13 protein-coding genes and 1 other RNA gene are annotated in these 13,132 nt (G+C 61.7%); 6 read left to right on the forward strand and 8 right to left on the reverse strand.

The window, feature by feature from the left end; translation table 11 throughout:
- The first annotated feature begins 310 nt into the window (after positions 1–310).
- On the forward strand, positions 311–1,420 hold the full coding sequence (locus DMP06_RS01615; protein ID WP_123207987.1) for an aldo/keto reductase: 1,110 nt from the start codon (positions 311–313) through the stop codon (positions 1,418–1,420).
- Between the two features lie 464 nt (positions 1,421–1,884).
- On the opposite strand, the gene DMP06_RS01620 is transcribed toward DMP06_RS01615, so the two are convergent.
- The 6 genes from DMP06_RS01620 to ffs all read right to left on the reverse strand — a co-directional run bounded on the left by DMP06_RS01620 (position 1,885) and on the right by ffs (position 5,662).
- Positions 1,885–2,364 (reverse strand): flavodoxin, encoded by a 480-nt coding sequence (locus tag DMP06_RS01620; protein ID WP_123207988.1) that lies wholly within the window; start codon positions 2,362–2,364, stop codon positions 1,885–1,887.
- A gap of 77 nt (positions 2,365–2,441) precedes the next feature.
- Positions 2,442–3,155 (reverse strand): carboxymuconolactone decarboxylase family protein, encoded by a 714-nt coding sequence (locus DMP06_RS01625; RefSeq protein WP_123207989.1) that lies wholly within the window; start codon positions 3,153–3,155, stop codon positions 2,442–2,444.
- 204 nt (positions 3,156–3,359) lie between these two features.
- Positions 3,360–3,791: a cupin domain-containing protein gene (locus DMP06_RS01630; RefSeq protein ID WP_123207990.1), complete on the reverse strand. Its 432-nt coding sequence runs from the start codon at positions 3,789–3,791 to the stop codon at positions 3,360–3,362.
- Between the two features lie 239 nt (positions 3,792–4,030).
- Complete coding sequence (yfcE, locus tag DMP06_RS01635) at positions 4,031–4,600, reverse strand: phosphodiesterase (protein ID WP_123208056.1); 570 nt, start codon at positions 4,598–4,600, stop codon at positions 4,031–4,033.
- A 139-nt stretch (positions 4,601–4,739) separates the two neighbouring features.
- Positions 4,740–5,474, reverse strand: a complete 735-nt coding sequence (locus tag DMP06_RS01640; protein WP_123207991.1) for a VTT domain-containing protein — start codon at positions 5,472–5,474, stop codon at positions 4,740–4,742.
- A 94-nt stretch (positions 5,475–5,568) separates the two neighbouring features.
- Positions 5,569–5,662, reverse strand: an RNA gene (gene ffs, locus DMP06_RS01645) — signal recognition particle sRNA small type.
- A 346-nt stretch (positions 5,663–6,008) separates the two neighbouring features.
- Here ffs and DMP06_RS01650 point away from each other — a divergent pair.
- The 5 genes from DMP06_RS01650 (at position 6,009) to DMP06_RS01670 (ending at position 11,323) form a co-directional block, all read left to right on the forward strand.
- On the forward strand, positions 6,009–6,848 hold the full coding sequence (locus DMP06_RS01650; RefSeq protein ID WP_123207992.1) for a hypothetical protein: 840 nt from the start codon (positions 6,009–6,011) through the stop codon (positions 6,846–6,848).
- Positions 6,849–6,879: 31 nt separating this feature from the next.
- The gene (locus DMP06_RS01655) at positions 6,880–7,620 is read left to right on the forward strand and encodes a TorD/DmsD family molecular chaperone (protein WP_123207993.1); all 741 of its coding nucleotides are present in this window, start codon (positions 6,880–6,882) and stop codon (positions 7,618–7,620) included.
- Between the two features lie 55 nt (positions 7,621–7,675).
- A complete protein-coding gene (locus tag DMP06_RS01660) occupies positions 7,676–8,332 on the forward strand; it encodes a 4Fe-4S dicluster domain-containing protein (RefSeq protein WP_123207994.1) in 657 nt (218 codons plus the stop codon).
- Between the two features lies 1 nt (position 8,333).
- The gene (locus DMP06_RS01665) at positions 8,334–9,275 is read left to right on the forward strand and encodes a 4Fe-4S binding protein (RefSeq protein ID WP_123207995.1); all 942 of its coding nucleotides are present in this window, start codon (positions 8,334–8,336) and stop codon (positions 9,273–9,275) included.
- Positions 9,276–9,424: 149 nt separating this feature from the next.
- Positions 9,425–11,323: a UvrD-helicase domain-containing protein gene (locus tag DMP06_RS01670; RefSeq protein WP_161957789.1), complete on the forward strand. Its 1,899-nt coding sequence runs from the start codon at positions 9,425–9,427 to the stop codon at positions 11,321–11,323.
- 249 nt (positions 11,324–11,572) lie between these two features.
- Here DMP06_RS01670 and DMP06_RS01675 read toward each other — a convergent pair whose 3' ends face one another.
- Complete coding sequence (locus DMP06_RS01675; RefSeq protein WP_123207997.1) at positions 11,573–12,451, reverse strand: dimethyl sulfoxide reductase anchor subunit family protein; 879 nt, start codon at positions 12,449–12,451, stop codon at positions 11,573–11,575.
- Positions 12,451–13,131 carry a 4Fe-4S dicluster domain-containing protein gene (locus DMP06_RS01680; protein WP_123207998.1) on the reverse strand — a complete coding sequence of 227 codons (681 nt, stop codon included), beginning with the start codon at positions 13,129–13,131 and terminating at the stop codon, positions 12,451–12,453. Before DMP06_RS01680 ends, DMP06_RS01675 begins: the two co-directional genes overlap by 1 nt.
- Between the last annotated feature and the right edge of the window lies 1 nt (position 13,132).

Below are 13,132 nucleotides of genomic sequence, written 5' to 3' on the forward strand. Positions count from 1 at the left end.
GCGCAGGAAAACGAGGTCCGGCGGACGAACGGAGCCCCACGAAAAGGGCAAAGCCGACAGGTAGACGGAGCCCCACGAAAAGGGCAAAGCCGACAGGTAGATGGAGCCCCACAGGAGGGGGACAGAGCTGGCAGGTAGATGAAGCCCCGCAGGGGACAGGGCTGGCAGGTAAACGGAGCCGCGCAAGAGGGCGGAGCCGGCAAACGGGCGGAACCCCATAAGGGAGCACGGACAACAATGGGGCGAAGCGCACAGATATCGCTGCCCCGGCATTGGCAAATTGGACGCACAAGAAGCGCAAAGGAGCATCATGGAGTATCGCATTCTGCCTCATGGAGGAGAAAAGATCGGCGTTCTTGGCCTAGGCACGAGCGTGCTGGCCGAGGCGGGTGAGGCCGCGGCGGCGCAAACCTTCGCAGCCGCCTTCGAAAACGGCATCAATTACGTCGATCTGGCCGGAGGCCACACCGCCCTGTTCCCGGGGCTTGGCCGCGCGCTGAAAAGCGCTGTGGCGGGCGGGCGCGATGAACTGTATTTCCAGATGCACTTTGGCGCCAACTACCTGGCCGGGTCCGAGTACGCATTCAGCCTCGACCTGGACACGGTGAAGCGCTCGGTCGCATGGCAGCTCGAGCAAACGGGCATCGAGTACATCGATTTCGGGTTCATTCATTGCCTCGATAGCATTGCCGATTGGAACGAGTACCGCGAGGGCGGCATCCTCGAATATCTGCAGGACATGAAAAGGCAGGGCATTGTGCATCACCTGGGCTTTTCAACCCATACGCCCGAAGTGGCAAACGCGGTGCTCGATGAGGGGATCATCGACATGCTCATGTTCAGCATCAACCCCGCCTACGACTACCAGCAAGGCGATTTCGGCTATGGGGAAGTTGCCCAGCGCCAGGCGCTCTATCGTCGCTGCGAGGCGGAAGGCGTGGGCATTTCGGTCATGAAGGCGTTTGGCGCGGGCCAGCTGCTCGATGCCAAGCTCTCGCCCTTCAAGGCGGCGCTCACGCGCAATCAGTGCATCCAATACGCGCTGGACAAACCCGCCGTCACCACCATCGTCGCTGGAGCCAAAACGCCCGAAGAGGTGCATGACCTGCTGGCATACTTCGACTCCGCGCCCGAAGAGCGCGACTACTCGGTGCTTTCCACATTCGCGCCGGCCGAGGCGGAAGGCGTATGCGTGTACTGCAATCATTGCGCGCCCTGCCCCAGCGGCCTCAACATCGGCCTTATCAACAAGTACTACGACCTGGTGCGCGCAGGCGACCCCATGGCGCAGGAGCACTACCGCGAGCTTGGCGCTCACGCAAGCGACTGCACCTCCTGCGAACACTGCGACAATCGCTGCCCCTTCCATGTGGAGCAATCCGCCCGCATGCAGGAGATTGCGGATTATTTCGGCGAGTAAGCCGCGTAAAGGACACAAGGCTGCCCCAGACGCGTCTGGCGCGCTCAAGAAGGCGGGAAGGCGCTGCCTCGGGTGCACAAGATTGCCCCGAGTGCGCAAGGTTGTCCATGATTGCCCATCGGCTTTGAGGCCGTGCTGCGGCGCCGCATCGGCGTCTCGACCCTTAGGCGGCGGCGCGATGCCGATTAGACGTCCCTGCTCCGATGCAGCATCACGGCAACACCACGACAACTCGGCGCCGATCGAACAACACGCAACGAGGCTGTGGCGGAAGCCCCAAAAGCTGCGTACATATGCAAAACAACGCCCCGAGCGACCGCTCGGGGCGTTGAGCATGCAGGAATTCTGCACCATCATTCAATCGATAGGGCTTCTGCTGCAGCCCCGTTCGCTCATTGCGACATCTCAAAATTCGAGGCTTGCTCGCATCCCCGACGAAACGGGGAGCAGCATGCGACGATGCGCTACAGCCCCAAGCTTTCCACCCAGGACGCCACCGATGCGTCGCTTGCGGCGGCGCTGAGCACCTTGCCGTCCACCCAGTTCACATTAGCAGGAGTAAGCGACGAGAGCTCGGAAGTGGTATCTCCCATGGAGCTGCCTCCCGAGGTGGCGAACGTCACCACCGTTTTGCCGGAAAGCCCCGCCTGTTCGGCAAATGCCCAGATGATATGCGGCGCGGTATACCACCAAATGGGAAAGCCCACGAAAATCGTATCGTAGCCCGAAACGTCGGGAAGTTCGGCGATGGCAGGGCGCGACGCGCGGTCGTTCATCTCCACGCTGCTGCGGCTCTGCGCGTTATGCCAATTCAAATCTTCCGCAGTATAGGGCTGCGCAGGACGAATCTCAAACAGGTCACCGCCCGTTGCGCCCGCGATCTTGTGGGCCACATGAGCCGTGGTACCCGTAGGCGAAAAGAACGCCACCAAAACCTTCTCCATTATTTCCCACCTTTCGTTGACTATGGTTGCCTGCCGGTCTTCGGCACGCCGTCTCCGCAGTGACTGCTCCGCAGTTGCTATTGCGCCTTCGCAGCCGCATCGATGCAGGACAGGGCATTCAGGCTGCGCGGATATCCGATAAAGGGCAGCATCTGGTGCACCACCGCGTACATGAACTCCTTGCTGTTGCCCACACCCATGTTGCCCGCTGCGTGCGCCGTTGCCTGCGGATCGCAGCCTCCCTGCGCAGCGATGTAGCAAAACGTTACCATCTCGCGCTCGGCCAGCGTGAGCCCGCCGCGCGTGTAGTAGTCGCCAAAGCAGTTGGCGGCCAGCCAGCGGTTCACCGTCACGCGCTCGGGCGGGCACGACTTCCAAGTTTCGCGCATGCCTTCGCCGAACGCTTCGATCTGCACTCCGTTTCCAGCCTCAAGGCGCGTTTCGGACGTCACCGTGGCCTGCCCCTCAAGAGGAAGCTCCACACCTGCCGCCTCAAGCGCCTCGTTCATGACATTGATAAACGGCAGCACTCGGCCCAGCCCCAAATAGTCGGTTGCCTGGTACACCACCTCTTTGAGCTCCACCGGGTTCACGCCCGCCGCCAGAGCCTGCGGCACCTCAACCCGAAACGCCTCCAGCCCCTGGCAGCCCAAAAGCGCCGCGACAATGGCAAGATGCCTGGTGCGATCCGGCAGCGCAACGGCCTTCTCGTTTGCCGCCTCCTGCAAAAAGTTCTCAATAATCGCAGCATATTCCGGATCGGTGTTCTTAAAGCCTTCGGTGAATGACATTCCGACGCCTTTCCTTTCGAAATACGGCGCGGAGCACCGCCCCGCGCACTGCATTGCAGAAGGGCGATACGCCCATGCGCGTCGCCCTTCCCGCGTGCCGCGCTGCGCCCGATGCGAGGCAACACGTGCCCGGCTGGTCGACCGCGACGCTTCCCACGCGCTCCACCGCGCCCGATACGAGGGTCGGGCGCCCGACCGCCGTGCTTAGTCGAGCGCGCCGTACTGCTCGTCATCCACCGGCTCGAGCCATTCGTTAGTGGCGCCTTCCACCGGCTCGGAGAATGCGATGTGGCTGAACCAGCTGTCCTTGGCGGCGCCGTGCCAATGCTTCACCTCGGGCGGAATGTTCACCACGTCGCCGGGTTTGAGCGCCTGCGCAGGCTTGCCCCACTCCTGATACCAGCCGCGACCGCCCACCACGATGAGGATCTGACCGGCGCCGTGATGCGTGTGCCAATTGTTGCGGCAGCCCGGCTCAAACGTCACGTTGGACACGAACACGCGATCGGTGGTCAACGGCGCCAGATAGCTGTTTCCGATGAAGTACTGGGCAAACGCCTCATTGGGCTCCCCTATGGGGAATACCATCGTCTCTCCCAAACTGGCCTTCGCTTGCGCAAGCTTCGCTTCGTCCATGATTATCCTCTTTCCTCTTTAGACTTCCGCCGTTTGCAAGGGTACTCCTTAGAGTTGGCTCCAATTCAAGAGGAAACTTACGGTATCGCAAAAATTTGACATCGTGTCAGCTATAGCAGATGTACCCCTTTTCGCCCTCGTGCCCCGCATTCGAAATCCCAGTGCTACAGCCCACTTCAAGCGGCCTAACCCGGTCACGCGCAGAGCGGATATGGCATCTGCGCCGGACCAAACCACAGCTATTCCTCCTGCAGAATCACATGACGAAACGCCCGGTCAATCGGCTGATCGCTTTCATAGATGCCACAGCTGTGCGTGCCATCTTTGGGAATGGAAACGCTGCCGGGGTTGAACGCCCATACGTCCGGGCAGGCCGGAGCGGGCTCGTTCACCTTCACATGTGTATGGCCAAACACCAGCGCCGAGCCCTTCGGCAACGCCGGCACAGCATCAACGCTGTTGTGGAACCCCGCGCCGTACACATGCCCGTGCGTGAAGAACAGCGTCTTCCCGGCTTCGTCCACCAGCTGCGCGTAATCGGACATGCAGGGAAAATCCAGCACCATCTGATCAACTTCGGAGTCGCAATTGCCCCGTACGGCAACAAGGCGCCCGCTGTGCGCGAATCCGTTGAGAACGGGGATCACGCGCTGAGGGTCGTAGTCGCGCGGAAGGCTGTTGCGCGGGCCGTGATACAAAAGGTCGCCCAGAAGAACAATGCGGTCGGGCGCCTCGGATTCGACAGCGCAAGCCAGACGAGCCGCCCAATACGCCGAACCGTGAATATCCGATGCGATAAGAATTTTCATGGCGTGTTCCTTTCGCGCGCCGTTGCGCAGCAGGCGATACGTTTTCGCCATGGTAGCGCATTGCGCCCGTCCGATCGGCGCAAAACGAATCAGGGCCCGGCTGGGGCCCTGAAAATAACCGAACGAATGGAGAGTCGCGCTACTTTGCGTGCTTGCCGCGCGAGGCCTTATCGGAAGAGGTTGCCTCTTGGCCCTGGGCAGCGCCATCCGCCGCCTCGCCCTTGCTCTTGCGCGAGCTCATAGCGGCCTTCACGGCGCCGATGACCGCAGGCGCCACCGACACGGCGACAATGCCCAGCACGATGACCTCGAAATGCTCCTGCACAAACGGGATGCCGCCGAAGAAGTAGCCCACGAACACGAACAGGCTCACCCAGGAGATGCCGCCTATGGCGTTGAACAACGTGAACTTGGCGAAATTCATATGCCCCGTGCCCGCAATAAACGGAGCGAAGGTGCGGAAGAACGGCATGAAGCGCGTGATCACAATGGTAAGGCCGCCATACTTCTCGAAGAAGTGATCGAGTTTGGCCATGCGCTCGGGCGTGAGCGCCTTGACCTTGCCGGAGTCTATGATGCGGCTGCCGAACAAGCGCGCGATCCAATAGTTGGACGTGTTGCCCAAAATGGCGGCGACCACGAACACAAGCCAGGTTACACCCACGTGCAGCCCGCCGCCGGGCGCCGAGAACACGCCCGCCGCGAACAGCAGCGAATCGCCCGGCAGAAACGGGAAGAACACCAGGCCCGTTTCCACGAACACGATGAGGAACAGCGGCGTGTACACCCAGATGGGACCCAGGGTCATAATCCAGCCCGCGATGGCTCCGCGCGGGTCGGACAGAAGGTCGACGAAGAACTGAATGATTTCCAAAACGAGCCTTTCTCGCAGCCATGCTACAGCCGAGCAGCGTCTGAATTGCGTGCATATACGCAACGCGCCGGCCAAGCGGTCGGCGCGAAAATGCCTTGAGCGGGATTGGGCGCTCGTCAGAGGCCCCTTATGGCTGCTACCTCCCGGTCCTGACCAGGTTCGGAACATGACGCCGCCCAAGCCCGTTCAAGGCATTGGTGAATTGCAGCGGAAAGTATAGCGGACATGCACGCGCATGCATCCGCCCGGCGCCATCCGTAACCAAAAGCACACACGGTTTCGGCAGCCCATCGCCTGCGATGCTCAAACTGAGCCAGAAACGCTCCCCGCATCCTGACGACGTGACGCAAAAGCAGGCGTCACGGTGGTTTTCCATTGACACCGCACCGCCCTGACTTTACTATTCTTGGTGGGGGAAATACGTGAGCGGCATTCTCGCTCAGCAATCGTTTGCATACGGAACGAATCCGTTATGGATTCGCGGGTTTTTATACCCTGAAACCGTACGACGATGCAGAGATGAGGTCGCGCCATATGGCACAGCACGATTCAACCGACTTCTTGATCGACGACTCCGACCTGGAGTCCTTCGACCCCCTAGCTGACTTCGAGGCAGACGAGGAAATCGACGACATCCCTATCGAAAGCGGTCTGTTCGACCCGCAGGATGCCGGATTCCCCGATGCCAAAACCCTTGCCGAAGACACCGAGAAAGCACGGCTGCAGCCTGCTGAGGTGCGCACCGCCGACCTCATGGACGCCATGAAGAACCAGCGCAGCGTGCTTCTGGGCATTCTTGATTTCGTCCAAGAGCTTCGCACCGACGAAGATACGGTCGCGCTCATCAAAGAGCTCAAGAAGGACAATTACTCGGTATATTCCCCCGACAACTTCTGCCTCCTGCTGCGTCGCGCGGGCGCCATCGAGCGCGTGACCGCCGACGGCACGAGCTTCGAGGGCGTCGTGCTCGAGCCCAACCGCGTCATCATCGACGGTGCTGAATTCTGGGAGCCTGCCGATCAGCCCGAGCTTTTCTGGTCCATCACTCCGGTGGGCCAGGCGGCGCTAGACGGCTTCCAGCCGCGCACCCTCATTCGCCAAACACTTGAGGCCGAACCCGAATACCGCGGTATCTACCGCACGATCATCGAGCGCATCGACTGCGAAGAAGGCGCCGACCAGAAGGCCCTCTCCAAGATGTATGACAACAAGCCCGTGGTGGAAAAGCCTCGCCTCTTTGTTGAGCGCTTCATCAACCATCTCTCCGAAGCGGGCGCAATCGAGTGGAAAGACAAGGCATGGAGGCTCACCGAGCCCGGCCGCGAGGCGTACGCGGTGCTCGACGAGCTTGATAAAGCCGCTTCCAACGAATAGCGCAACCCTGATTCCAATAGAGGAGGCCACCATGGCTGAAGATATCATCGCAAACGAAGCGCCCAAGCTCGAAGAACCCCTGAGCGAGGAAGAGGCGTTCAAGCAGAACCTGATCAACCTGTGCGAGAACCGCAGCGCAACCTACGGATTCCTCTCACGCCTGTATCGCGTGGAAATCGACCAGGCGCTGCTGGATACCATGCACGCCACGCGCTACCCCGCCGCCACCGGCAACCCCGATGCCGATGAGGGCTATTACCTGATCGCCAAGTCGCTCAGCAACCTGACGCCCAGCGCTCTGACCGAGCTGGCGGTTGACTATTCGCGCACGTTCATCGGCAACTCCAACGACATGAGCGGCGCGGCGTTTCCGTACGAGTCGTTCTACACCTCGGAGAAGCACCTGCTCATGCAGGCGGCGCGCGACGAGGTGCTGGCGATCTACCGCGCATACGGCTACGACAAGAGCGAAACCTGGGCGGAATCTGAGGACCACGCCGCCGTGGAGCTCGAGTTCATGCAGCTCATGAGCCATCGCGTAGCCAACGCCGTGCGCAAAGACCGCCTCGATGCGGCATACAAGATGCTTGCGGTGCAGCAGGGTTTCTTGAGCGAGCACATGCTCACCTGGATGCCCATGCTCACCAGCGATATGCAGAAGTTCACCAAGACCATGATGTACAAGGGCCTCGCCCTTCTGACCATCGGGTTCTTGGAGACCGAGCGTGAATTCCTGGACGACGTGCTGGCCGACGCGAACAAGGACGAATAGCCCGACCAGCTGACCGTAGCGTGAGCAAGGTACCAAGAGGACGAAAAGAGCAGCCATGTCACACGAAGAGAAGCACGGAGCATCATCGGAGAAAACCTACGCCGGTATGACGCGCCGCACGCTGTGCCTGGGCGCAGGAGGCGCCGCCGTCATGCTTGCGATCGGAGGCGTGGGAGCGATTCCCGCCCAGGCGGTGGTGAGACCGCCCGGCGGACAGGACGAGGACGATTTCATATCGAAGTGCATTCGCTGCAACGAGTGCGCCGAGGTGTGCCCTCATCACATCATCAGGCCCGCCCATCTCGAGAGCGGCATCCTGAACTTCCGCGCGCCCACGCTGAACTTCGACAACGCCTATTGCGACTGGTGCGCCGAAGACAACGGCGGCGTGCCCCTGTGCGTGGAGATGTGCCCCACGCAGGCGCTCATCACGCCCGAAGGCGCGACGTTCGAGAACACCATCCTCGGCGTGGCCGAAATCAACACCACCACGTGCCTCGCCTACCGCCTGACCGGATGCCGCGACTGCGTGGATGCCTGCCCTCTCGAGGCCATCTCGCTTGATTCCGAGAACCGCCCCGTGGTCGATACCGCCCTGTGCAACGGTTGCGGCGCCTGCGAGGCCGCATGCGTGTCGCTCCAGGCCGGCTCGGTGGTGAGCTCCACCGACGAACGCGCCATCAAAGTCCGTCCCGTCGTGAAGGAGGCGTAGCATGTCGAAGAAATTGCGCATCGCCATCCCCATCATCGTCATGGCCGTGCTCGCCGTGGCCTACGCGCTCCATCTGCCCCTGGGATCGCTTTCCAACTTCGGATGGGAAACCATCTCGGTGCTGTGCCCGCTTGGCGCCCTCACCACGATGCTCGCGTCCAAGACGCTTATCCCGCACGCGTTGATCTCGCTGGTCATCGCGGTCGTGGCCATTCTGCTTTTGGGCCGCGCGTTTTGCGGATGGATTTGCCCTACGCCCGTTCTTTCGCGCCTGCGCTATGCGTTCACCAGCAAATCCAAGCTCAAGGCAAAGGAGGAGGAAGCTGCCGCGCAAGACAACGCCGGCCAATCCTCCGATAAGATCGAGCTCACCGATGCCGACCGCGCCCTGCTGAAGAGCGCCTGCCGCGGCCACGGCTCCTGTGCCTCCAAAGGCACGCTCGATTCGCGCCACCTGGTGCTGGGCGGCACGCTGCTTTCCGCGGCCATCTTCGGATTCCCGGTATTCTGCCTCATCTGCCCCATCGGCCTGACGTTCGCGACCATCGTGCTGCTGATGCTGCTGTTCGGCGTGGGCGATTTGACCCTCGGCGTCATCGTCGCGCCCATCATCCTGCTCATCGAGGTCGTGTTCTTCCGCAAGTGGTGCTCGCACATCTGCCCGCTGTCGGCCATCATGAGCCTGGTGGGCAAGGCCAACCGCACCTTCGTGCCCACCATCGACGACTCCAAGTGCCTCGAGACCAGCAAGGGCGTCGCGTGCGGCAAGTGCAGCCAGGTGTGCGAAGTGAAAATCGACCCGCGCCATCCTGAACTCGGCTCGCACATGAGCGAATGCATCAAGTGCCGCGCCTGCGTGGAGGCCTGCCCCGGCCACGCCATCTCGATGCCGCTGGTCGCCCGCGCGAAGAAGCTCGAAGCGGGAGACGTAGCTGAGCAGTAGCCGCTACCCCGACGACGACCCACCACCTGTCGGAACCGCCTCCTCCCTCCCTTTGGGCGGTTCCGACTCCTGGCGGAAGCCGGCTCATGCCAGCCGTTTTCCACCAGGAGATTCTTCAGGCAAGCACGACAACGAAAGGAACCTCCACCGTGACATTCGATTTTCCTCAGACCCCTCAGGCACGCATGATCTGCGGCGGCCCTCGTACCGGCAAGACGCATCGACTGGTCGAGCACGCAGCCAAGCTCGTCAGCGACGGGGCCTCTCCGCGCGACATCATCGTATTCGCGGCTACGCCCGATGCGGTCGACGCCATGCGTCGCAGGCTCGCCCGTGCGAACGAAGCGCTCACAGACGTCGACGTCATGACGGTGCGCGAATTCGTCATGGGCGTGCTCTCGTCTCCCGAAGCACGCGAGCTCACGGGGCGCGAGCCGCGCGTGCTGGACGGCTACGAGGTCAGCTTCCTTTTGGAGGACATGAAGCGCACGGGCATTCGCCCCAAGCGCATCAAGGGCATGCTGGGCTTTTTCTATCGGTGCTATACCGAGCTTGAAAACATCATCGACCCCGAATGGCTTGAGCTCAAGGAGGAGGTCGAGGCGCATACCCGTCTGACCATGCTGCTGGACAGCCAGAAAGCCTACCTTGAAGCCGAGCTGTCCAACGCCGCCTATCGCACGCTGTCAAGCGACGAGAGCGTTCTGGCGCGCTTCAAGAAGGCCCACGTCATCGTCGACGACTACCAGACGCTGAGCAAAGCCTCCCAGGTGGTGGCCAACCTCATCGCATCCGAATCCATCTGCATCGCGGGCGACCCGGGCTCATGCGTCCAGGCATTCGAATCGTACCCGTACGTTGCCGGCATGGGGGAATTCGCAAACGCCCTGCCCCATGCGTCGCACGAGGATCTTGACGAAGCGCACATGGGCGCCGACAGGCTTTCCGCCATCCAGACGCTTTACGGCCATGCCGAGCTCGCCCTCGAGAAGGACGGAGCGAAAGCATGCGCGCCCACCACGGCGCAGGGAAACGACGCCTTCGAAATCCGTGAATGCCTGAACCCCGATGACGAACTGACCCAGGTACGTGATTGGATCCGCGCTCAGATTGACGAAGGAACTAGCACGCAAGACATCGCCGTAATCGTTCCCGGCACCATTTGGGAGCGCCGCGTCGCGAAGGCGCTGCGCGAGGCGAACATCGCCACGCGTCCTCAGAGTGCGGCGTTCGCCACGGGCGGCGACATCCGCTACGAAGATGCCTGCCGCCCGGCACGCGTGCTGTGCCTGCTTTCCCTTGCCGCGAACCCTGATGACGAGGTGTCGCTTCGCGCGTGGTGCGGATTCGGAGAATACACGGTCAACGCCCAGGTGTTCGACGAGATTCGCGAGATCTGCGAACGCGAGGGAAACACCCTCCGCGAGACGCTCACCGCCATGGCTCACGGCATGGTCAGCGCCGATTCGTTCCAGTTCGCGAGCGAGGCCGAAACCGTGGTGCACGCCTATGAAGAGCTGGGGCATCATCTGGAAGCGCTTGCTGGATTCAAAGGCAAGGCCCTCGTCACTCGCGTTTTGGGGCTTATCTACCAGGAGGAACGCCCAAGCCTTCCCCTAAGCCTCGCCCATGCCCTCTCGCTTGCCAACGAAGACGACGATGCCGCTTCGCTGTACGCCAAAATCGCCCGCATGCGCCTGTTCCCACGCCTCCCTGAAGGAGACGGCGTGCGCATCATGCGCGCAGACGCCTGCTGCGGCGTGGAGGCGAAGGCGGTTGCCGTCATGGGCGTCGTGAACGGATTCACGCCGCCGCACAGGGCCTTCGACACCGTCGCCGTAGCGCCCGACCGCGCCGAGGCCATGCGCTCCCGTGCAGCACGCGAACTCATCGTTTCCATGGGCCTGGCGAGCGATGCCACGCTTGTCACCTACTTCACCGAAGTACCCTACCGCGAAGCCGAGAAGCTCGACCTGAAGGTGGAGTGCATCTTCATCAAAGACGGCCTGCGCAGGGCGCGCGTGGCAAAGAGCATCTTGCTCGACTGATGCACCAAGCCTGCGTGCGAACGCCCCAAGACGCCCCGCACGCAGCATGAGCCCTGTGGCTGCCGCCTCACGCGGTCGCAGGGCACCCCTCCCGGGGGACAAAAAAACGTCCTTCGAGGATGCGATTCGCCGTTTGCATACGGGGGGTTGGGGGAAACGAGTCGCATCCTCGAAGGACGTTTTTCTTTTGCCGCCCTCATGCGAGGCGGCGTCCTGCGCCGACATGCGCCGGCGCAGGACTTGCGTTCATTAGTAGAACATGAACAGGTGCACGCCGGAGATGTAGAACACAACGCGCAGGCACACGACGCCGATGACGGCGGCGATGAGCGCTACAGCGGCCCACATCTTCCAGTTGCCCTTCTTGGTGCCCATGAAGCAGGCAACAATCGGAACCAGAATTCCGATAACGATGACGCCAATCCACATGATCATGGCCGCGTCACCCGTGAACGGGTTGATGTTGACGGCGGCGATGGACTGCGTGGGATGGGTCAGGTCGTACCATGCGCCCACCTGCGACAGGCTGTTGCTGGCGAACGTCACCGACACGGCGGCGGCAATCGAGCACACCGCGTTGACGATGGAGCCGATGAAGGCGAATCCGCCAGGCGCCTTGACCTCGTCGTCGGACTCGCCGGTCAGCGCCATGACGACGGCGACGGTGGCGGGTCCAAGGATGCAGGCCTCGCCCAGAAGGGCGATGGGCCACAGGAACGTGTTCCAAGCGGGAACGGCTTCCATCTGGTACGAATGGCCCGAGATCAGGACCAGCAGGATGGAGGCAACGATGCCGAGGACGGCAATCCACTTGGGAACCTGATTGTCGTTGCGGCGCAGCAGCGCCAGATACACCACGGCGATGATGGCCAGGACCACGATGATGATGAACTCCTGGGTGATGCCGGAGGTGATGTGGCCGAAGCCGTTGAAGATGCGCGTCCAGTGCTGCAGGTGCAGGAACACGGCGATGCCGCCGATGACCAGCAGGACCGCGGAAGTGATCCAGCAGGCCATCTGGGATTTAGCAGCCTTGCCCTGGAATGCGAGCACGCACTGGGTCGCAAACGTGCCGGCGCACCACGCCATGAAAGTGGTGAAAAGAATCAGTGGCCATTGAAGTTCCATTATTCCCCACCCTTCCATTCTCTATCGCGCAGCACGTACACGAAGCTCGGATCGTTGCCGGCGTTGGGCAGGTGATGGACCTCGGTGTTGGGGTCGTACTCCTTGCCGAGCTCGCCGAACGTGATGCGGTTGCCGGTATACAGTTGGTCGTAGGACGCCTCAGCGTTGTCGCGGTTGGGGTCGTACTCGATATTGGGGGCCTCGAACGTCTCGATGCCCTTGTCCAAATCGCCGAAGAAACGGGCGCGACCGCCGCACTGAGCGACGCACTGGGGCAGGCCGCCCTGAGACGTGACCTGCTCGCAGAGGGTGCACTTCTCCACGACGCGTTCCTCTTCGTTGAGGTAGCGCACGCCGTAGGGGCACGCCATGACGCAGAACTGGCAGCCGATGCACTTGGACTTGTCAATCTGCACGGTGCCGTCTTCGGTGATGTGCGATGCCTGGGTGGGGCACACCTTGACGCATTCGGGGTTCTCGCAATGCTGGCACTGCGTGGGCAGGTAGTACATCGTCACGTCATTGGGGGTCTGGTAGTCGGCCTTCTTGAAGGGACCGATGCGCAGGACCTTGATCCAGTAGTTGCCGATGGGCACGTTGTTGATGGCCTTGCAGGAGACCATGCACGACATGCAGCCGACGCAGCGGTTCAGATCGGTCAGAATCGCATAATGGGTCATC

Source organism: Slackia equolifaciens (genome assembly GCF_003725995.1).
GTDB classification, from domain to species: Bacteria; Actinomycetota; Coriobacteriia; order Coriobacteriales; family Eggerthellaceae; genus Slackia; species Slackia equolifaciens.